At 37.3% G+C, this 21,077-nt stretch carries 19 protein-coding genes; 17 read left to right on the top strand and 2 right to left on the bottom strand.

Going from position 1 to position 21,077, the window contains the following annotated elements; genetic code table 11:
• Positions 1–66: 66 nt before the first annotated feature.
• Positions 67–1,167, bottom strand: a complete 1,101-nt coding sequence (locus DS745_RS20375; RefSeq protein ID WP_129080043.1) for an alanine racemase — start codon at positions 1,165–1,167, stop codon at positions 67–69.
• A 465-nt stretch (positions 1,168–1,632) separates the two neighbouring features.
• Here DS745_RS20375 and DS745_RS20370 point away from each other — a divergent pair, with 465 nt between their 5' ends.
• From DS745_RS20370 to DS745_RS20325, 10 genes are all read left to right on the top strand, one after another.
• Positions 1,633–2,154 carry an RNA polymerase sigma factor gene (locus DS745_RS20370; protein ID WP_241657876.1) on the top strand — a complete coding sequence of 174 codons (522 nt, stop codon included), beginning with the start codon at positions 1,633–1,635 and terminating at the stop codon, positions 2,152–2,154.
• Complete coding sequence (locus tag DS745_RS20365) at positions 2,141–2,878, top strand: hypothetical protein (RefSeq protein WP_129080041.1); 738 nt, start codon at positions 2,141–2,143, stop codon at positions 2,876–2,878. The genes DS745_RS20370 and DS745_RS20365 overlap by 14 nt, the downstream gene beginning before the upstream one ends.
• A gap of 113 nt (positions 2,879–2,991) precedes the next feature.
• The gene (locus DS745_RS20360; protein ID WP_129080040.1) at positions 2,992–3,528 is read left to right on the top strand and encodes a CBO0543 family protein; all 537 of its coding nucleotides are present in this window, start codon (positions 2,992–2,994) and stop codon (positions 3,526–3,528) included.
• Between the two features lie 476 nt (positions 3,529–4,004).
• Positions 4,005–4,391 (top strand): GntR family transcriptional regulator, encoded by a 387-nt coding sequence (locus tag DS745_RS20355; protein ID WP_129080039.1) that lies wholly within the window; start codon positions 4,005–4,007, stop codon positions 4,389–4,391.
• Positions 4,388–5,290, top strand: coding sequence for an ATP-binding cassette domain-containing protein (locus DS745_RS20350; protein WP_129080038.1), 903 nt, complete (start codon positions 4,388–4,390; stop codon positions 5,288–5,290). The genes DS745_RS20355 and DS745_RS20350 overlap by 4 nt, the downstream gene beginning before the upstream one ends.
• Positions 5,268–6,017, top strand: coding sequence for a hypothetical protein (locus DS745_RS20345; RefSeq protein WP_129080037.1), 750 nt, complete (start codon positions 5,268–5,270; stop codon positions 6,015–6,017). The genes DS745_RS20350 and DS745_RS20345 overlap by 23 nt, the downstream gene beginning before the upstream one ends.
• Positions 6,014–6,715 carry a hypothetical protein gene (locus DS745_RS20340; RefSeq protein ID WP_129080036.1) on the top strand — a complete coding sequence of 234 codons (702 nt, stop codon included), beginning with the start codon at positions 6,014–6,016 and terminating at the stop codon, positions 6,713–6,715. Before DS745_RS20345 ends, DS745_RS20340 begins: the two co-directional genes overlap by 4 nt.
• Positions 6,716–6,956: 241 nt before the next feature.
• Positions 6,957–7,529, top strand: a complete 573-nt coding sequence (locus DS745_RS20335) for a YdcF family protein (protein WP_129080035.1) — start codon at positions 6,957–6,959, stop codon at positions 7,527–7,529.
• A 172-nt stretch (positions 7,530–7,701) separates the two neighbouring features.
• Complete coding sequence (locus tag DS745_RS20330; protein WP_129080034.1) at positions 7,702–8,310, top strand: DedA family protein; 609 nt, start codon at positions 7,702–7,704, stop codon at positions 8,308–8,310.
• Positions 8,311–8,371: 61 nt separating this feature from the next.
• Positions 8,372–9,520 carry a thiolase family protein gene (locus DS745_RS20325; RefSeq protein WP_129080033.1) on the top strand — a complete coding sequence of 383 codons (1,149 nt, stop codon included), beginning with the start codon at positions 8,372–8,374 and terminating at the stop codon, positions 9,518–9,520.
• A gap of 69 nt (positions 9,521–9,589) precedes the next feature.
• On the opposite strand, the gene DS745_RS20320 is transcribed toward DS745_RS20325, so the two are convergent.
• Positions 9,590–10,480, bottom strand: coding sequence for a polysaccharide deacetylase family protein (locus DS745_RS20320; protein ID WP_129080032.1), 891 nt, complete (start codon positions 10,478–10,480; stop codon positions 9,590–9,592).
• Between the two features lie 811 nt (positions 10,481–11,291).
• Between DS745_RS20320 and fdhD the strand changes: the two genes are divergently transcribed.
• The 7 genes from fdhD to DS745_RS20285 all read left to right on the top strand — a co-directional run bounded on the left by fdhD (position 11,292) and on the right by DS745_RS20285 (position 21,067).
• On the top strand, positions 11,292–12,050 hold the full coding sequence (gene fdhD, locus DS745_RS20315; protein ID WP_129080031.1) for a formate dehydrogenase accessory sulfurtransferase FdhD: 759 nt from the start codon (positions 11,292–11,294) through the stop codon (positions 12,048–12,050).
• Positions 12,051–12,142: 92 nt separating this feature from the next.
• Positions 12,143–15,163, top strand: a complete 3,021-nt coding sequence (gene fdnG, locus DS745_RS20310; protein ID WP_129080030.1) for a formate dehydrogenase-N subunit alpha — start codon at positions 12,143–12,145, stop codon at positions 15,161–15,163.
• A complete protein-coding gene (locus DS745_RS20305) occupies positions 15,163–15,981 on the top strand; it encodes a 4Fe-4S dicluster domain-containing protein (protein ID WP_129080029.1) in 819 nt (272 codons plus the stop codon). The genes fdnG and DS745_RS20305 overlap by 1 nt, the downstream gene beginning before the upstream one ends.
• Positions 15,974–16,672, top strand: a complete 699-nt coding sequence (locus DS745_RS20300; RefSeq protein WP_129080028.1) for a formate dehydrogenase subunit gamma — start codon at positions 15,974–15,976, stop codon at positions 16,670–16,672. Before DS745_RS20305 ends, DS745_RS20300 begins: the two co-directional genes overlap by 8 nt.
• A gap of 280 nt (positions 16,673–16,952) precedes the next feature.
• Positions 16,953–17,759 (top strand): formate dehydrogenase accessory protein FdhE, encoded by an 807-nt coding sequence (locus tag DS745_RS20295; RefSeq protein ID WP_129080027.1) that lies wholly within the window; start codon positions 16,953–16,955, stop codon positions 17,757–17,759.
• Between the two features lie 149 nt (positions 17,760–17,908).
• A complete protein-coding gene (locus DS745_RS20290; protein ID WP_129080117.1) occupies positions 17,909–19,141 on the top strand; it encodes a molybdopterin molybdotransferase MoeA in 1,233 nt (410 codons plus the stop codon).
• A 12-nt stretch (positions 19,142–19,153) separates the two neighbouring features.
• The gene (locus DS745_RS20285) at positions 19,154–21,067 is read left to right on the top strand and encodes a molybdopterin biosynthesis protein (RefSeq protein ID WP_129080026.1); all 1,914 of its coding nucleotides are present in this window, start codon (positions 19,154–19,156) and stop codon (positions 21,065–21,067) included.
• Positions 21,068–21,077 lie beyond the last annotated feature (10 nt).

Genomic DNA, 21,077 nt, shown 5'->3' with positions numbered 1-21,077 from the left:
AGGTTATAAAGAAGAAGGTGAGAGTAGTCGATAACGATTACCTCACCTTTTTTAGTTGGAAATTCACTACCTCATCTTTCCGCGCGCATCCACTTGCCATGTATCCACAATTTCGCCATCTCGATGAACAAAGTATTCATCAAATAAATTCGCAACAACGCAAGCATGGTTCGGAATGATTTGCACTTTATCTGTTAAAGATAAATCTGTTTTATCTAGAAAAGTTGCCACTCCATGTTCTTCTGATAGTCGAGCTAAGATGATCTTTGGGTGGTTAATAACCTTTCCATACCCTACAACTGATTTATTCCCATGAGCACCCTGGTCAAGGGAAAGTGCTTTACTTCCTGTATCAAAAATAATGCGGTCTCTCTTAATACTTACAACAGATGAAAGAACAGTTAGCGCACATTGTGAAGTTGACGTTACGCCAAGGCCAACTTGGCACATATCATAAAAAGCGGCATTACCAGGGCGAATTTCTGTGATACCTTCCACTTCTGCTCCATATTTAAAGGTTGGAGTGGAGCCAATACTTTTATGTGTAATTTGATGTCCGAGATCTTCACAAAGCTTTGCGGCCTCCAAAACTACCTTCGCTTCGTTCTCAGCAATTTCTTTTATTTGTTCAATGGAAGTAGCTGCGTATGAATGTCCGGCATGGGTGAAGATACCGTTGAAGTGCAGATTAGAAAGTCGCTTAATGACCGAAGCAATTTCCACGACTTCTTCAATATCAACTCCACAGCGATTTAAACCGGAGTTAACTTTCAGCCAAACTGTTATTGGCTTTTCTCCTTCGAAAGCTTCATTCACTCTTTTTGCTTGTTCAACAGAATCGATAGCAATTGTAAGGGTTGCTTTCAAAGTTAGTTGCCGAAGTCGCGTCAGTTTTTGTGAACTTGAAATGGGATAGGCAATTAAAATATCTTTGATACCTGAATTTGCCATTATTTCTGCTTCTTCTAGTTTTGCAACAGTAATACCACAAGCCCCTTTTGCTAGTTGCATTTTAGCTATATGAATCGATTTGTGAGTTTTAATGTGAGGACGCCATTGAATTTGATTTTTTTTGGCAATCGCACTAATTTCGTCTAGATTATTTTCAAGCAAAGTTAGATCTAATAGTAAAGCAGGAGTATCTAGCAAATGTATGGAATTAGTCATATTATCACCTCAACTTTTAAAGTTCTTATATAAGAATGTACCACACGAAAAGGAGAAGTGGCTATCCTCTATGTATTGGTTTGTCATCTACCTAAATTTTTTATGGAGATAAACAGAAGTTGCAGGCAATGAAAGTATGTAAACTAGAAAGCTTAAGCTTGGAAATCCAAGCTCTTTTCTATGTCTAAGGCTGTTTTCGCAAAGTTTGTTGCTTTCGTAAAAATCCCAAAAGCCGGATTTTTACACAAAATACTAAGAATTCACAACTAAGTTAGTAAGTAATGCTCTTTTCTTACCTAATTTATTGGCTGATATCTTCATCTAGGGTATTTTCCGATTATTTTAGTGTAAAAAAGCTACAATGTTTACGAAAAGAGCCTTGTCTAAAAAAATGATGAAACAAGCGAACTATTTCTAAATTCAATGTGTACTTATAGTGAAAAACAAAAAGGAGGGGAAATGTTAATGAACATTACTCAAGAAAAGGCAAGTGAACTGTATGCTGAGTACTCCCCATACATTCACCGTACAGCCTTACTACTAACAAAGTCTCTAGCGCTAGCTGATGACATTACTCAAGAGGTTTTTTTACAGGTTTTTAAGAAGTTTGAGCAATACGACCAAAGTAAGCCTATTAAGCCCTGGTTGTATACAATTACAGTAAATACGACCCGCAATTTCTTAAGAAAGCAGAAATGGTTGAGCTTTGTAGGTATACTACCTGAAAAAAATGGAGCATGGCTAGAAGAAACGATATTAAAAACTGAAGAAGAAAAAGAGCTTTGGATGGAAATTCAAAAACTTAATCAAAATCATAAAGAAATCATTGTTTTACATTTTTATTCTGGGCTGAAACTGCAAGAGATTGCGGATATATTGCAGATACCATTAGGAACATGCAAGTCTAGATATCATGCAGCATTAACAGCGCTTCGAAAAGTATATAAACCAGCTACTAAGGGGGAAAACCTTTATGAAATCATCTAATGAACAAGTAACATCAGTACTTAATAAAATGGTCGTGACTCAGCCACAACCACCACAATTCACAAAAATATGGAATAAGTATCAAAGTGAAAATGAAACAAGTCTCTTTGGAATAAAACGTTGGCAAATGGTTTTGTGTCTTGCTTGTGTTTTTATCTTGACGACAGGTTTTGGCTATTATCAGTTATTTTGGGCAAATCAAGAAATTGTGATTTCATCTAATCAGGAAGACTTATCAGGTTTGGTAACACCTCTAGAAACATTTGAGAATTTAAAAGCTATTCAGGGAGATGTGATTACTGGTGAACAAGCTCTCTCAGTGGCACCATGGATCCACATTCAAGAAGAAGTTGTAGGGTGGCAAAAAGTTGATAGCTACGGAAGCAACTATACAGGTGAAATGTCATATTTTGAGCTCTATGTTAACACAGCGGGCGAGAAGGTGGTTGTAATGCAAAGCTATGATGAAGCAATGACTACCTCATTAAATCATGTGGATACTGATCAACATACAGCACAATTCAGGCAAGGGTTTCCAGAGGGGTCAGTCATCTTAGATGGTTTCGGTACTGACTTAGCCATTTTAATGGACTTACAAGCAGGGCGTCATTCTTTAATCGTTTATAAACAAGTAGATAATGAAGTGTATCGGATTGATGTTTGGGGGACCGGTAGTACTGAACAAGTGATCGAGTTTGGAAAATTATATTACCAAGCAAAGTAAGACTATTTCTAAAACGTTCCTACAAGTAGGAGCGTTTTAATTCATTTTAGTTTACATATATTTACAATTACTTGTTAAAAATATAGTTATGATTAAGGAAAGAAGGTATCTATTTGAATGTCCTTATTGTAATTGTATTGATTGTATTAAACATACAAGCTCGATCATTTAAGCAAATACTTGTTCATTTTCCAAGTATGGCTTATGCATCAACATTTAATGCTTTGTATTATTATCTTTGCAAGCATTTCTTAGTATGGGACTTTAAATCTAAATATTTAAGTACAAGAATTTTAAGGGTATTACATATTTTTATTGCCACTCCATTACTGGTTTTATTATATTTAACCAAGTTCCCGAGTACTTCTAGACAACAAATACAGTATGTCATCAACTGGGTTATCGCATCTATGTTTTTTGAAGTAGTCGCTAATAAAACAGGAACTTTATATTTCAATCGTGGATGGAATTTCGGATGGTCATTGTTATTGTATATAAAAATGTACCTATATAGTTATTTCTTTCGAAGGTACCCAGTTCTCGTTTTACTTATGTCAATAGTAACAACGATATCAGCCCTAGCCATTTTTAAAGTGCCAATTAGAAAAGGCTTTTTCTATGGGCCATTACTTCTCTTTAGAAATAAGTAATAATCAATAGCTGATATCTTCATCTAGGGTATTTTTCCGTTTATTTAAGACTGAAAAAGCAACAGTTATTTTGTGCGACGAGTAACCGCAGGAGCAGTTATTTTGTGCGACGAGTAACCGCAGGAGCAGTTATTTTGTGCGACGAGTAACCGCAGGAGCAAGTTTATGAAAAGTGCCAAATCAATAGAAAAAGAGGAGCATCAGGGGGGCTGATGCTCCTTAATTCTTTCTAGGATTTCTCGTTGTAACCCTTATCTTACTTTTATACTAATCACCTCCTTATTCCTCAGATAAAATCACAGATAAAACAATAGAAAACAATGTAAATACTTAGTTAAATAGTCGTCTGAACAACGAAGAAGGTTACAAATTGTACTATCACCTAATTTTTGGATTTTTGTTGTAATTATTAAAGAAATAATGTATAGTACATTACAACAGTAATGTACTATGTTTTTTTGAATAGGAGGTGCAATGTGAATTTAAATACGGATGGGGCAAAGCCAATTTATATCCAAATAGCCGAGTGGATTGAAACAGAAATATTAAATGGGAACATAGGTATTGGAGAAAAAGTGTACTCCCAATATCAGCTTGCTGAGATGTTTAATATTAATCCAGCAACTGCAGCAAAAGGATTAACGATCCTGGCAGATGAAAACATTGTTTTTAAGAAGCGTGGGTTAGGTATGTTTGTGACAGAACCTGCAAATGCAATTATCCGTTCGAAGCGAAAAGAATTGATGTTAAATCATTTAGTTATTGATTTGGTTAGAGAAGCTGAACGTTTGCAGGTTAGTCAAATAGAGTTGTTTGAGATGATCAAGGTAGCCATGAGTAAAATAGAGGGGGAGAAGCAATGAATGTGATTCAGTGTAATATGTTAACGAAAAATTACGGGAAAGGTGTGGCTCTAAAAAACTTAACATTCACAATTGAAAAAAATAAGATTACTGGCATTATTGGCCGTAACGGCGCTGGAAAAACGACATTATTGAAAACTCTTGCTGGATTTTTGAAGCCAAGTTCGGGAGAAGTAAATGTGTTCTCAGAAGATCCCTTTAATAGTTTAAAAGTATCACAAAATATGATCTTTATAGAAGATCAAATGACATTACCACAGTCTTTAACATTAATGGACATTTTACACTCAGCGAGTCAGTTCTATGAAAACTGGGATATGGAATTAGCACAGGGACTTTTTGAGTATTTTTCATTAAATCCCGATCAATTTCATCAAAGTCTCTCAAAAGGGATGAGGAGTACCTTTCACTCGATTATTGGTTTAGCGTCTCGTTGTCCACTAACAATTTTTGATGAACCAACGACTGGAATGGATACCTCAGTAAGAAAAGACTTTTACCGAGCGTTATTAAAGGACTATCTTGCTTATCCAAGAACAATTCTCTTATCTAGTCACCATTTAAATGAAATTGAAGAAATCATCGAAGAAGTGCTTTTGATTAAAGATGGTGAAAAGTATCTGCATCTTTCTATTGAAGAGTTGAAAGAGTTAGCAGTAGGTGTAAGTGGGAGAAAAGCAGCTGTCGACAATCTCACGTATGGAAAAGAGATTATCTATCAAAAAACTGTCGGAACCGATAGTGCTTATGTCGTGGTTTACAATAGTTTTTCACATGAAGATTTGCAAAAAGCTCGCTTAAACGGAGTTGACATCAGTCACGTTGCTCCCGAAGATGTTTGTGTATACCTAACTAATAAAACGAAGGGAGGAATTGATGATGTATTTAACAGAAGCTAACATAAATGAACTTATTAAGAAGCAATATCTATATAAATTACGTGCTCATTATGGGATTTTTACGTCATTACTTTTAACACAGATTGCAGCAATAGCTTTCTCGTTTATGGGAAGTGGATCAATGGGAACAGGAAGTAATGGATTTTCGATTAATGTCACTTTTTATACAGGTAATGTAATTATTGCCTTTACCATGCTTTGGGCATTTATTAGTGGTGTATCAATGAATTCAAGACTGGTTAGAGAAGGTGATTTTTCGTTTGTGACGAATCGACTTACTAGTAATCTTTCAAATATAGCTTTTATGTTAACAGCTACCACTATTGGTGGGATTTGTGCCATGCTAGGAAGTTCATTAATCAAGACGATCATGTATTTTCTAGGAGCAAACAATCTTGTTAGTCATTCTTTTGCGGTTCCGCTTAACCAACTTTTGACAGGGGTAATTACAACAGTCCTCTATGTTTCATTGTTTGGAATTTTGGGTTATGTTGTGGCAGGAATAACACAATTAAGTAGAATTTTTGTCATTCTATTACCAGTAGGGTTTGTTGGATTAATCTTCCTTGAAGCGAGAACTGGCGGTGGAGGTCTGTTAGTATCTGTGACTAAATTCTTTGCAACGGAAACATCATTATTAATACTAGCCTTAAAGGTAGTATTCGTAATCAGTGGCCTTTGTTTTCTGACAGTCCTTATCTCGAATAAGCAGGAGGTTAGACGATGACAATACTGATGTCTTTATTTCCAATCGTCATTATTATACTGATCGCAGCTATCATATCAGGAGTTGGTAGAAGTGTCCTACAGAACGCTAAATTCCTCAATGGAAAAGTTATATGGTTCCTATTGGCTGGATACGGAGCAATATTAGTCATATCGGTTATTTTTAGTTACACGATCCCAAGAGAGGCTAGTGGAACAAATTCAAAGAAGGCTCAACAGATTGCTGAAGCTTTCTACGCCAACCTAAACTACGGAAATCTTGCAGAAATTGAGGGTGTAAAGGTAACGGATGAATGGGAATTCCCATTTGAAGGTACAGTCTTAGACTTAAGAACGGTCATCAATGAAAATCATGCGTATGTTTGGGTGTTAGTTGAAAAAGATGAAGCTTTAACAAACGAAATTAGAGTTTCTAGATATATTACACCACATGTTATTTCAGACATTGAATATACAGATCTAGTTGTTGCACCTGGTCTGGAAATAAATAATGAGACCTTATCAATCATACCACCAGGCAGAACAAATCTTAAGCTGTCACAATTTCATAAAGAATTTACAATTACTCAATTTACTGGAGAAAAGATGTTTCCAGGACATGACAGTACAATGAGTGCCAATCTTTTATACTTGCGAATACCGGCTCAAGTTAAGATCACTACTGATGAATATGTAAATCTTCAATATAGAGGTCATTAATAGAGGAGGATCACATGAATTTACTATCTGAACAAGAAGCGCTTAATTGGATTCTTTACTTGTTGTACTTTGGCTTACCTATATTCTTAGGAATGCAGATTTGGATTTTAATTTCAATAAAAAAATTAAAGAGTAACCGATAAATCAAATTTACAGCGATTGCTTGAAAAAAGTAATCGCTGTAAATTTATTAAAGTGGTAAAATAAGGATAAAAGATTAATAGTTTAGGGTGAGAAATAAATGAAAAAATATTTGATCATAGGTACTGTATTTCTACTAGTACCTATTTTTTATGTAATAACTATGCACAGTTTAATGGTACATACCGCCAAGCAAGTTCCTCCGAAAGATGTGGATCATGTAATGGTATTAGGCGCAAAATTAAATGGAGATGTTATGAGTCTCTCGCTCTACTATCGAATGTTGACTGCGCTAACATACTTACAAGAAAATGATGGGGCAAAAGTGATCGTTTCCGGGGGCCAAGGAGAGGGAGAATGGATATCAGAAGCAGAAGCAATGGCTAGATATTTAGTAGAGCAGGGGATTGCTCAAGAACGAATTATTCTAGAGGATGTATCAACGAATACCTTCGAGAATTTTACATTTAGCCGAGAAATCTTGGGTGAGGAAGTAAAAGAGATTGTCGTAGTTACAAATGATTTTCATTTATTTCGATCGACGATTATTGCAAAGCGGCTAGGTTTTGAGCCGTATCCATTGGCGGCAGAAACTCCTTGGGTTGTCAAAGGGAAGCTCTGGACAAGAGAATATTTAGCTATTATAAAAACTTGGGTTTTTGATAGGTTGTAAGTTATTTTTTGATTATTAAAAAAAATAGAAATTATATTTACTAAATGCCTTTCCACCGTTTAAAATATAAGGTACATATTTTTTGTTAGAATATTTCGTTTTTCTAAATAAGGCAGTTTCAGTCTAGAATTCAAGATTAAACTTTTTCTAAACGAGGAAGAAGGAGAAAAAAATGGAACTAGATGTACTGTTAACGACCATAAAAGACGTGGGATATGTGGGAATATTCCTCTGGCTATGGTTAGGAATGTTGGGTGTTCCTGTTCCAAATGAGGCCATTGTTACAACAATCGGATATATCTCCACAACAAATTTACTACAGAGTGATATTGTTTTTATTGTTGGGTATTTAGGAATTTTAGCAAGTTTGACCACAAGTTATTTTCTTGGAAGAGTCATTGGCAAAAGAATAGTAAGCTTTTTATCTATGAAAAAAGGAACAAAAAAATCAATTCGTAAAGCTCTTCATTTAATCAAAAAATATCACGTATACTCGTTAGTTATTAGCTACTTTATTCCAGGTGTACGCATTTTCGTTCCCTTTTTATATGGAATGATGCGGTTATCTTATCTTCGTTTTGCATTACTTTCGTACACAACAGCACTGATTTGGTTTTGTTTGTTCTTTTCTTTAGGCAGGCTTTCTGGAACCAATGAAGACCTATCAATATATGTAGCTATTACTGCAATAATAAGCATAAGTATCTTTTCAATTATTCTTAATTGGTTTAAGAAAAAGAAAAAAAGATTAGCAGAACAAGTACCTGGGGAATATTCTTAGTTTCAAAGATGATGAACAAAACTGAGTATTTCGTATTAAATGTAAGGAGTTGAAACGTATATTGAGAGAAGCAGTGATCGTAGAAGCAGTTCGTACACCAATAGGAAAAAGAAATGGTAGTTTAAGTGGTATACGTCCAGATGAAATGTTGGCGCTAGTTTTAGCTGCAGTCGTTCAAAGAGCAGGAATTGAGAAGAGAGAAGTTGATGATGTAATTGCTGGTTGTGTCACACAAGCAAGCGAGCAATCAGCTGATATTGCAAGAGTAGCTTCCCTTATCGCAGGATTTCCACAAGAAGTTCCAGGAGTAACGATAGATAGGCAATGCGGTTCAAGTGAGCAAGCAATTCACTTTGCAGCTCAAGCGATCCTCAGTGGAGACATGGACTGTGTAATTGCTTGTGGTGTAGAAAGTATGTCAAGGGTTCCAATGTTTTCACAATTTCAAGGGCGTACAGAAAGTGAAAAGCTGCAATCAAAATATGAAATCATTCATCAAGGTCTTTCTGCCGAAAGAATTGCTGACAAGTGGGGACTAAGTCGCCAAGAGCTGGATGAGTTTGCACTGAAAAGCCACGAAAAGGCATTGTCTGCAATAGAGAAGGGATATTTTCAAAGAGAAATCATGCCAGTAATAGCAAATAGAGACGGGCAAGAAATCTTACTTGAAAGTGACGAAGGCCCGAGAAGTGATACAACGATTGAACGTTTAAGTAATTTGAAAACCCCCTTCCGAGAAGAGGGGAAAATATCGGCTGGTAACGCCAGTCAAATTAGTGATGGTGCGGCTGCAGTCTTAATTATGTCTAGAGAAAAGGCTGAACAGCTTGGTGTAAAGCCTAGATTTAGGATACTTGCTCGTGCCGTGGTTGGAACTGATCCAACTTTAATGCTGACAGGACCAATTAGTGCAACTCAAAAAGTCTTAGAAAAGGCAAATCTAACACTTGCTGATATAGATTTATTTGAAGTAAATGAGGCATTTGCTTCTGTACCACTAGCATGGGCGAAAGAGCTTGCGATTGATCTTACGAAATTAAATGTAAATGGAGGTGCTATTGCTCTTGGACACCCTCTTGGAGCTACAGGAGCAAGGGTCATGACGACCTTATTACATGAGCTAGAACGTCAACAAAAAAGGTATGGCTTGCAAGCAATTTGCGAGGGATACGGAATGGCAAATGCGACGATTATTGAACGGATATTCTAAAAGTTTTGTTAGTAACAATTAGAAGAAAGCTCACAACCAAATTGATCGTGAGCTTTCTTTATTTTGTATTTAATTAGATGAGAGCTCAAATCCTTCATCAAGTGTAACAAACGAAAAACCTCGTTCTTTCAGTAGCGGTATCGCCATTTTGACGCCTTCTGCAGTTCCTTTTGTTGGTTGATTCATATGAAGCAAGGCGATTGAACCAGGTTTTGCCTTTAACAACGCTTCCTTCACTTGATTTGGGGAGTAAGTTGCACCTGCGTCACCTAAAATATCATAATTGACTACCTTCATCCCTAACAACTCAACGATACTAACAGCGACTTCATCATAATAAGCAGTACCGGCGCGAAAGTATATGGGAGAGTGTCCTGTAAGGTTTTTTATCTTTTTGTAATTTGTAGTAACTTCGGTTAACACTTCCTCAACACTAGTTGTTCCTTTTATTCCCCAGGCTGTTCCTCCGATTAAGGATAAGGGTCGATGTTCTGTGCCATGATTTTCAATTTGAAATTGGTCTAAAGAGGCTAAGTATAAAAATAAGTCTAAGTTTGCATCGATCCAACGGCTATTAATAAACAATGTTGCAGGGATGTTTTCGTTAATCAGAAAATCAATTAAGTCTGCATCGTATCCGCTACCCCATTTACCTCCACAGGCATCAAATGTTAAGGCAATTATTTTTGCATCCGTAGAAAAATGATTTATTACACCAGAAACAGTTTCACCCCATTCTTTTGGAGTTTTAAATGAAGTCTTCTTAATTTCATTAATTAAGTTTTCTAGTTCTAATGAGTCATCATGAAATCGTGGGAATACACCAGAACTTATCTCGTCTTTGGAAGTGTCTAGGAAGGTATGCTCACTAGCGTTTTTTGGAGTATCTTTGGTTACATGGATGACCAACGGTAGTAATAGAGCCAAGATTGCCATAGTTAACAACATCAGAGTACGCATATAGCTGCTAATCCTTTCTTTACATTATAGGAAAGTATATAATTTCGACTTAAATATTGTCTAGCTCCTGGCGCCATCGGCTCGAGGTCAAATAACCTGACCAAGGAAAAAGTGGCCTTCCTTTTTCCCTCGATAAAAAGTGAAAGAGCGCACTTTTTTCGTTCAGAACATTTGCTTGTCGCCGATAGGCGGGCGCCTTGCGCTTTTCTTTAATTAAATCTATTATTTACTATTTTTAGTTATAAATCAAAAAAATACAAACTATTTTTTAAAAAATACAATAAGGATTTTGTGAACTTAAAACAAAATATATTTATGGTTATATTATAGTAAGATAGTATTTTGTGAGATCTTGACTTTGTGAAAGTTTAAGACTGAACATATGGAATTACATATCTTACGAGATTTCATTAAGTTTGAAATGAAGTGAAGACTTTTTACTAGAAAAATAAATTCTAAAAAATCAAGTATCTATCGTAACAAAGTGTTCACAGGAGTGATTAAAGTCACAGAAATATATAAATCGAAAGTGGTATTCTACAATCAGTTACTAATAATAGATTAAAAAAAGCTTGTGATTATTTAAGCGAACGAGTCTTGGGGAAGACTGGTAACTAGCAATCTATTATTTTAGTTAAAAAATATTATAAAAGTTAAAGTTTGTGAATAGTCAGAACTTTAATGGTTGTATTCTTAAATGGGGATTTAAGAAAGGTTTGAATATACGGTTACAATTGAAACCGTATTCATGAACGTGTCTAGCATTAGGAAGTAATTATCCACCTAAAGCTAAACAGAGGGGAGGATATGGATGACTCGAAAATATTGTCCGGATGAGTTTCCTATTACGCTTTATCTAAATGGTTACGAATTAGCAACATACCAGTTAACAAAAGCGGATTTAGATGACTGGGCAGTCGGTTATCTCTATTCAGAAGGTATTATTAATGGGCCCGGTGACTTGAAAAAGTTAACGATAGATGAAGACAACGGTAGAGTACTTGTAGAAATGAATGAAGAGTTCGATGCCGAAACGTTTTCGCAGAAACAAAAACATTTTACAGCTGGTTGTGGAAAAGGGGTCACTTTTTTTTCGATGACCGATGTGAAGATGTTTCCAAAAATCTCGACAAACAGAACCGTCACACTTTCCTATTTATTAAAAAAGCGTCATGAATTTGCTCTAAATTCTCCGCTTTATTTAGAAACAGGGGGTATGCACGGCGCTTGTCTTGTTGATATAGATGGAAACATTTTTGTACGCGAAGACATTGGTCGTCACAATGCGGTCGATAAGGTGCTTGGTTTTGCAGTTCGCGAAGGACTCGATCCCAAAAGTCTAATATTACTGACTACTGGGAGAGTTTCGTATGAAATGTTGTCAAAAGCAGCCCGATTTGGGATTGGCATTATTGGCACAAGAACAGCAGCGACAAAGCAAGCAGTTCAACTTGCAAACTTCTTACAAATTGAACTTGTCGGCTACATGAGGGGAAAGATGGCTACCGTTTATACATCTCAAGGTAGAGTTGCAAATGATGTTTCAAAGGTTGCTGGGGATCAGCCTTAAAAAAGAGAGATTTACACAGGAGTTAATTTTAGTTATATGAATGAACTTTTTTAAGGGAATGAATTACAGATATTTTAGGGGGAGGACTAACGATGTTTGATTTATCACGTAGACAGTTTTTAAAGCTGTCTGGTACAGCGGCCGCTACGCTTGCAGTTGTTGAATTAGGTTTCAAACCAAAAGAGGCTTCAGCACAAGCGAAAGAATTTAAAATTGCTCGTACTACTACTACACCAACAATTTGTCCTTATTGTTCGGTTGGGTGTGGTATTTTAGTACACGTGAACGAAGAGAAAAATGATGTATTGTTCACAGAAGGGGATCCTGATCATCCGATTAACCGTGGTTCATTATGTAGTAAAGGCACGTCAATTCGTCAGTTATATACTTCTGACAGACGTCTTGAAAAACCTTTATATCGTGCACCAGGAAGTGACAGATGGGAAGAAAAAGAGTGGGATTGGACATTAGATAAGATTGCCCAAAATATTAAAAAGACTCGCGATGAAAGTTTCGTAGAAAAAGATAATGGAATAACAGTTAATCGTACTGAAGCGATCGCTTCACTAGGTGGAGCTGCTCTTGAAAATGAAGAGTGTTACTTAATTGCTAAGTTTATGAGAGGATTAGGCGCAACCTTTATTGAACATCAGGCCCGTATATGACACAGCTCTACGGTTGCCGGTCTGGCACCTACATTTGGTCGTGGCGCAATGACAAACCACTGGAACGATATCCAGTATACTGATTGTGCTCTAATTATTGGGGGTAATCCTGCAGAGAACCATCCAATTAGTATGAAATATATCCAAAAAGCGAAAGAGAGAGGCGCAACTATTATTTCCGTTGACCCTCGTTACACACGTACTTCAACTGTGGCTCAAGTATATGCACCAATGCGTTCAGGTACGGATATCGCCTTTATTGGTGGTTTAATTAACTACGCTATTGAAAACAACCTTATTCATAAAGAATATGTAGTTAACTATACGAATGCTTCATTCTTAGTAAACGAAGGCTTTGACTTTAACGACGGTATTTTCTCAGGCTATGATGCAGAAAAAAGAAGCTATGACAGAAGTACTTGGTCATTCCAAATGAATGAAGATGGTTCTTACAAGAAAGATGATACACTAAAACACCCACGTTCAGTATTTCAATTAATGAAAAAACACTATTCCCGTTATGATGTTGATACTGTATGTGCAGTGACGGGGACTCCAAAAGAAGATTACTTAAAAGTTGCTGAAGCTTTCTGTGCGACAGGAGCAAGAGAGAAAGTCGGAACGATTATGTACGCAATGGGAACTACACAACATACAGTTGGATCCCAGAATGTTCGTTCTTACGCAATGATCCAAATGCTATTAGGAAACGTTGGACGTGCTGGAGGTGGCGTGAATGCATTACGCGGTGAGTGTAACGTTCAAGGCTCAACTGACTTTGCACTTTTATTCCAAGACTTATCTGGTTATATGGCTGCACCTACATCGACTGATAGACACAAAGATTATGAGTCATATATTAAAAACGAAACACCACATGGTGGTTTCTGGAATAACCGTCCAAAATTCTTTACTAGTTTATTAAAAGCTTACTACGGAGATAGTGCAACGAAGGATAATGACTTCCTCTATGATTATCTTCCTAAGTATAGTAGAAATTCTTCTCATATCTCTCTATTTGAAGCGATGTATGACGGAGATATAAAAGGAATGCTAGTTTGGGGACAAAATCCGGTTGTAGGTGGTCCAAACACAAATAAAGAGAAAAAGGCAATGGCTAATCTTGATTGGTTAGTAGCAATTGATTTATGGGAGACTGAGACAGCTGCATTCTGGAAGAAAGAAGCTAATAGTGACCCTGCAAGTATTAAGACAGAAGTGTTTATGTTACCAGCCTGCGGACCATATGAAAAAGAAGGTTCAGTAACAAACTCTGGTCGTTGGATGCAATTCCGTTGGAAAGCAATTAATCCTAAAGGTAATTCTAAATCTGACCTTTGGATTGTACACAATTTATCTAAGCGTGTGAAAGAGCTTTATAAAGGTGACAACTCCATAAAAGGTAAAATTCAGCAAGCGCTTCATTGGGACTTTGGCAACGGAGACTATCCAGACAATGATTTAATAAATAAAGAAATCAATGGCTATGACTTAACAACTGGAAGAACAGTTCCAGGTTTTGCAGCACTAAAAGATGATGGAACAACATCGTGTGGTAACTGGATCTATAGTGGATTTTATCCTGATGCTGGTCCAACGGATACAAACAATAGAGCGAAAAATCGTGATAGCGTCGATACAGGAATGGAAAACTACTTAAACTGGTCTTATTCATGGCCTGCAAACCGTCGTATTCTATATAACCGTGCAGGTTGTACGATTGACGGGAAACCGTGGGACTTCCGTGAAGGAATCCGTTGGAATGGCGAAACATGGGCAGGACACTATGATGTACCTGATTTCCCTCCTGCTAAAGCACCAGGAACGCCAGGTGAGCCAGGAGCCCAAGCTTTAGCTGGACACAGTGGTGACGATCCATTCTTAATGATGGCACATGGTCGTGGTGGATTATTCGCAGGGATGAATGATGGTCCTTTCCCAGAGCATTATGAGCCTTTTGAGAGCCCTGTACCAAATGCATTTTCAAGTGTTGATTTAAACCCTGCTGTTAAAATTTGGGCAGGCGAAATGAACGCCAAAGGGAAGAAGTCAGACTACCCAATGGTAGTGACAACGTACCGTTTAACAGAACACTGGCAGTCCGGTTCAATGACACGTAACTTAGAGTGGTTATCAGAACTCCAAGGAAACATGTTTGTTGAAATAAGTGAAGAGTTAGCTGAAGAAAAAGGCATTAAAAATAAGGATAAGGTAATTATTAGTTCAGCTCGTGGTGAAATCGAGGCATATGCAATGGTAACAAAACGCTTTAAGCCGTATATGATCCGTGGCGAAAAAGTGCACCATATTGGAATGCCTTGGCATTTCGGGTATATGGGTATTGCTACAGGAGCAATTGCTAACACACTAACACCTCATATCGGCGATGCAAACACGATGATACCAGAATACAAAGCATTCCTTGGTAATGTTAGGAGGGCTAACTAATGACTACTATATTTGCAAAACTAGTTGACGTCACTCGTTGTGATGGCTGCCGCGCTTGTATGGTAGCTTGTAAGAACTGGAATGATCTTCCTGCAGCACCTGAAGAGTTTAAAGGAAGCTATCAATCTCATGATAAATGTAATGCATTTAACTGGAACATGCTGACATTCACAGAGCATGAAGCAGAAGATGGTAGATTTGAGTGGTTATTCCGTCATTCGGCTTGTATGCATTGTACAGATGCTGCTTGTGTCAAGGTTTGTCCAGAAGATGCGCTTCATTACACTGAATTTGGAACTGTAAATACAAACTATGATAAATGTGTTGGTTGTGGATATTGTGTTCAAAACTGCCCGTTTAGTGTCATTGAACTAGCTAAATATACAGATGAAAATGGAAAAGAGTATGAAAAAGCACAAAAATGTACAATGTGTATCGATCGACTTCGTGAAGATATGATGCCTGCGTGTGTAAACATTTGTCATATGGATGCTCTAGTTTTTGGTGACAAAGAGGAAATGGAAGCAATGGCTCTTGAGCGTTTAGCACAAGTGAAAGATCGTTATCCGAATGCCAACATATATAACCCGATCGGTGTAGATGGCACACAAACGTTCTATTTATTAGCTGAACCACCAAGTGTTTATGGTTTACCGGAAAACCCGAAAGTTCCGACTTCGGCAACAATCTGGAAGGACTATGCACAACCACTTGGAAAAGCGATGCTTGGTGTGACTACAATGGCAGTTATCGGTGGATTTATCTCGAACAAACTATTTAACAAGCAAGGGCAAGAAGGAGGAGATCACGATGAGTAATCGACAACAAACAGTCAAGCGTTTTAGCAAGTGGGTAATTATTGCTCACTGGACAAATGCTCTAGCTTTCTTTGCCCTGTATATCACGGCTTTACCACTTTACACGGATTTCTTTAGTTGGATGTATCCAATTTTCGGCGGTCCAGAAAACTTACGATTATTACACAGAATTTTTGCAGTACTGTTTGTATTACCTCCAATTGTTATGATGTTTGTCGATCCAAAGAGCTTATTCCACTGGCTTAAGCAGACTCTTACTTGGAGAAAAGAAGATATCATGTTTTTCGTGAAATTTCCGAAGGAGTTCTTTGGTGGTCATGTAAAAGACATGCCAAAACAAGATTTCTTTAACGCAGGAGAAAAGTTAAACTCTTTACTTACAATCACTTGTGCAGCTATGTTAATTGGTTCAGGTATTGTTATGTGGATGCCACATCTTTTCCCAGTAGTGCTTATTCAATGGGCTTATCCGATCCATAATATTGCCTTTGGTCTTTCGGTGGCTGTAGTTGTTGGACACATCTACTTAAGTCTTGGACACCCGGGCTCGAAAGCATCGATGCAAGGGATGACGAAAGGTGACGTTCCTGTCAAATACGCAAAAGAACACCACGGCAAGTGGTACGATGAATTAGTAGCTAAAGGTGAAATTAAAGAAGAAAAACCTGTTAAAAAAGGCAAAGGGGCCTAATAAGCTCTTTGATAGGATTAGAAAAGGTATGCTGTCCCTTGTGGACAGCTATTCCTTTTCATATCAATATAAAAGTTACATTTTAATGAACTTTATTAATTTGTAAGTATACGTGCTTTTCATCACACTTGGAAAACTAGATAGTTGATATACTATGTTCGAAATGGATCTTAAATTTTGGTTTATGAAACCTCTCTGTAAAACGAAGTGAAAGAGTAGACTACTTCATAACTCAACATTCAATATCCATAATTACAATACTAACTTGAGGTGAAAGATAATGAAACAAACAGTAATCTCTCCTGAATATTTAGATTTACAAACAGCCATCTCTAACAAACAACTAGAATGGGAAAAACAACTAGATAAAGATATGGTAGTAACAAAACAATCTTTACATCATAAAGAAGTTCCAGTTATTGCACAAACATCACTTAACATTGATTTCGATCAATACCAACAATGGATAATTCAACTGGCAAGTTTTCTAGTGGAAAAAGATGATAAACTAACAAACTGTGTGGAACTGTTAAAGGAGAAACTAGATTGTGAGTTAGTGAAAATATGGTCTGAAGAAGTGCTTAGTTTTAACCAACTTTACTTTCAAGCGTTTGCCGAAAAAGAAGGATTGCCAGAGTGGCTCCCATATTTTTTAGCGGAACATAGCATTCGACCGTATCTGCGAATGGTATCAAGTGCTTATAGTAGTGAATTACCAAACCTAAGAACCAGCGGAAGTTGTCCGTGCTGTGGTGAACCAATTCGGGTTGCAGTACTTGAAGGTAAGGGCATAAAAATGATTGTTTGTCCACGCTGTGAAGCGAAATGGAATCAAAAACGGATTCATTGTTCTTTTTGTGGGAATGAGGACCACAAACTTATTAGCTATTACAATATTGAAAACGATAATAGTTCAAGAATAGAAGTCTGTGACAAGTGTAATGGATATAGCAAGATTATAGATACAAGAAAATTATTAAAGAAACAATCTGCATTTCTGTTAGATTTAACTAGTATTCATCTAGACTTTGTAGCTCAGGAGAATGGTTTCGGAGTGACGAAAGATGAGGACAAAGTGAAAAGCTAGCAATCGAGGAAATTTGATCTGTAAACAGAGAAATTGATATTCTTCCCCAAGTTTTCTATAATATGAATCATCCTTCGAATTATGAAGATAAGTGATAAAAATTAGAAAAATAGCATCTCTCAAAGAAGAAAGAGGGAGGATGATACTTGATGCAATTTTTTAAGGTTAAGACGGTTGAAGAAACATTTGCACTTATTGAAGATATAGTCCAATCAATTAAAGTAGTGGAGGAAATTCCTCTTGATCAATCGCTTCATCGTATATTAGCAGAAGATATTATTGCTACTGAATCTGTTCCTAGTTTTCCAAGATCAACAGTTGACGGATATGCTGTAAAGGCAAAAGAAACCTTTGGTTCATCAGAAACCATGCCAGGGTTTCTTAACGTAGTTGGTAGTGTAAAAATGGGTGAAGAAGCCACAACCCCACTTAGCCATGGAGAGGCAATTTATATTCCTACTGGTGGTATGATGCCGCCAAATAGTGATAGCGTTATCATGATTGAACATTGTGAAGACCTGTCTGGACTACTCAATACGTATAAACAAGTAGCACCAGGAGAGAACGTTATTCAAATTGGTGAAGATGTAAAAGAAGGTGACGTGCTTATTACGAAAGGTACGAAGCTCAGACCGCAAGAACTTGGTGCAATTGCTGCGATTGGTAAAACTCAAGTGGCAGTTTTTAAACAGCTGACAATAGGATACCTATCTAGTGGTGATGAAATTGTCCCCTATGAAACAGAGCAAATTCAAATTGGGCAAGTACGTGATATCAACGCGTTAACGATTACAAGTCTAGTACAAGAATGGGGAGCAAAAGCCATTTATGCTGGAATTGTATCGGATGACTACACTGAGTATCAACAGCGTGCAGAAGAATTGTTTAAAGAAGTTGATTGTTTAGTGTTATCAGGGGGAAGCTCTGTCGGAGCAAAAGATTATACGACTCAAGTGATTGAGTCATTAGGTGAACCAGGTGTTTACATTCATGGCATTTCCATTAAACCGGGAAAACCGACGATACTAGCAATGGCAGGCGATAAGCCAGTGATCGGTCTACCAGGACATCCTGCATCAGCAATGATTATTTTCTCGTTGTTTGGGGGGGAAATCATAAAAAAACTTAGTGGAGAGATAAGTGGTAATAGGTTAGATCGAGTTCAAGTAAGGTTAACGAAAAATATCCACTCTTCTATGGGAAGAACAGATTATATTCGCGTGAAGTTAATTGAACAAGAGGGAGAATGGTGGGCTGAGCCGATTATTGGTAAATCAGGACTCATTTCAACACTAGTACAGAGTGATGCCGTGGTAGAAATAAAATCTGAATTTGAAGGTGCAAGACAAGGCGATTTTGTACCTGCAATATTGCTACGTTAGGAGGACGGTTTCGTGAGCAAAGAATTTAATCGTAAAGTATATTTACAAGATAAACCTAGACAACAAGCCAAAGATGAACTAATTCAAAAAGCAAACTTACTACCAGAAATAGAAACTGTTCCTACTAGAAATGGATTAGGAAGGGTGACGGCACTTCCAATCTTTGCTAGCCTTTCAATGCCTCATTACCATGCCTCGGCAATGGATGGAATAGCTGTTCGAGCCGATGAAACCTATGAAGCACATGAACAACGTCCACTTCACTTGAAGAAAAACCAGCAATTTATTTATGTTGATACAGGAAACCCAGTTCCAAGTGAATTTAACGCTGTCATTATGGTTGAGGATTTACAAGAAGTGGATGAGGAGACGATCGAGATCATTGCTCCAGCAACACCTTGGCAAAACATTCGTCCTGTAGGTGAAGATGTTGTTTGTGGAGAAATGATTTTACCACAAGGACATACGTTAAGACCTGTTGATCTAGGGGCGTTATTAGCTGGAGGTGTTTTAGAACTTCCTGTAGTAAAAAAACCGAAAGTTGCGATTTTACCAACAGGCAACGAGCTGGTTCAGCCTGGTTCACCAATGAAGCCTGGTGACATTGTTGAATTTAACGGTACAGTTTTTTCTAGCTTTGTTCAAGAGTGGGGGGGAGATCCCCTCCTCTATGATATCGTTGTTGATAACCCTGAACACATTCGTAAAGCAATTGAAAATGCAGCAGATGAGGCAGATATGATTATCATAAATGCTGGGTCGTCTGCTGGTTCAAAAGACTATACTGTCCATGTGATTAGTGAATTAGGCCAAGTGTATACCCACGGTATTGCTACACGTCCAGGTAAACCTGTGATCTTAGGAGAAGTAAAAGGAAAGCCTATTATTGGTGTCCCTGGTTATCCAGTATCTGCTTATTTAGCTTTAGAATGGTTCTTGCGACCACTAGTGTATCACTATCAAGGCATTCAAGAACCAAAACGTGAAACATTACATGTTCGTTTAGGAAGACGAGTTGTTTCTAATATGGGTGCTGAAGACTTTGTTAGACTAAATGTAGGATTTGTTAATGGTGAGTATATTGCAAATCCTTTAACCAGAGCAGCTGGAGTTACGATGTCAATGGTACGAGCAGACGGTATTTTAGTGGTTCCCCCTGAAAGTCAAGGTTTTGAACAAGGTGAAACCGTTGAAATTGAGCTATATAAACCCATAGAGGCAATTCGAAAAGGTGTGTTATTTACAGGTAGTCACGATTTATCGATTGATATTGTTTCCTCATTACTTAAGAAAAAAGATGTTAATAGGCAAGTCATCTCATCTCATGTCGGTAGTTTAGCCGGAATTATGGCAATTCGAAAAGGAGAAGCCCATGTAACAGGTATTCACTTGCTAGATCCGGAGACTGACACTTATAACCTTCCTTATGTAGAAAAGTACTTAGCTGGTGAAGATGTTGTAGTTATACCATTCTTGAAAAGAGAGCAGGGGTGGATCGTACCAAAGGGTAATCCACTCGGTATCAAAACTCTTGAAGATATCGTAGAAAAAGGTGGAGCATACGTAAATCGTCAAAGAGGAGCAGGTACGAGAATTTTGTTTGACTCACTGTTGAAAAAACACTCGCTTACATCAGAGCAAATACAAGGCTATGAAAGAGAAATGTTTTCTCACTTAAGTGTAGCTGCTGAAGTGAAGGAAAAGGAAAATAGTGTAGGTTTAGGAGTATACTCTGCAGCCTCAACGATGGGACTTGACTTTATCCCTGTTGCTGATGAAAGCTATGATCTAGTTATGACAAAGAGCTTCTTTGATAGTGAAGGCGGCACGCTATTCCTTGATGTGATCCAATCTGATGAGTTTTCAAGAATGGTCGAACAGTTGGGCGGTTATAAAGTAGTCCGTAATCAGTCATCAATTTTTTAAAATAAATAAC

The organism is Anaerobacillus alkaliphilus, assembly GCF_004116265.1.
GTDB lineage: Bacteria > Bacillota > Bacilli > Bacillales > Anaerobacillaceae > Anaerobacillus > Anaerobacillus alkaliphilus.
Note: the sequence above shows the minus strand (reverse complement) of the source record. Positions and strands in the feature narration are given on the sequence as shown.

Excerpts from the sequence above, each read along its gene's own strand:
- DS745_RS20335 (WP_129080035.1), top strand. The coding sequence starts at position 6,957 with ATGAAAAAATATTTGATCATAGGTACTGTATTTCTACTAGTACCTATT.
- DS745_RS20320 (WP_129080032.1), bottom strand. The coding sequence starts at position 10,480 with ATGCGTACTCTGATGTTGTTAACTATGGCAATCTTGGCTCTATTACTA.
- DS745_RS20330 (WP_129080034.1), top strand. The coding sequence starts at position 7,702 with ATGGAACTAGATGTACTGTTAACGACCATAAAAGACGTGGGATATGTG.
- DS745_RS20295 (WP_129080027.1), top strand. The coding sequence starts at position 16,953 with ATGAAACAAACAGTAATCTCTCCTGAATATTTAGATTTACAAACAGCC.
- DS745_RS20345 (WP_129080037.1), top strand. The coding sequence starts at position 5,268 with ATGATGTATTTAACAGAAGCTAACATAAATGAACTTATTAAGAAGCAA.
- DS745_RS20305 (WP_129080029.1), top strand. The coding sequence starts at position 15,163 with ATGACTACTATATTTGCAAAACTAGTTGACGTCACTCGTTGTGATGGC.
- fdhD (WP_129080031.1), top strand. The coding sequence starts at position 11,292 with ATGACTCGAAAATATTGTCCGGATGAGTTTCCTATTACGCTTTATCTA.
- DS745_RS20350 (WP_129080038.1), top strand. The coding sequence starts at position 4,388 with ATGAATGTGATTCAGTGTAATATGTTAACGAAAAATTACGGGAAAGGT.
- DS745_RS20370 (WP_241657876.1), top strand. The coding sequence starts at position 1,633 with ATGAACATTACTCAAGAAAAGGCAAGTGAACTGTATGCTGAGTACTCC.
- DS745_RS20290 (WP_129080117.1), top strand. The coding sequence starts at position 17,909 with ATGCAATTTTTTAAGGTTAAGACGGTTGAAGAAACATTTGCACTTATT.
- DS745_RS20375 (WP_129080043.1), bottom strand. The coding sequence starts at position 1,167 with ATGACTAATTCCATACATTTGCTAGATACTCCTGCTTTACTATTAGAT.
- DS745_RS20340 (WP_129080036.1), top strand. The coding sequence starts at position 6,014 with ATGACAATACTGATGTCTTTATTTCCAATCGTCATTATTATACTGATC.
- DS745_RS20300 (WP_129080028.1), top strand. The coding sequence starts at position 15,974 with ATGAGTAATCGACAACAAACAGTCAAGCGTTTTAGCAAGTGGGTAATT.
- DS745_RS20365 (WP_129080041.1), top strand. The coding sequence starts at position 2,141 with ATGAAATCATCTAATGAACAAGTAACATCAGTACTTAATAAAATGGTC.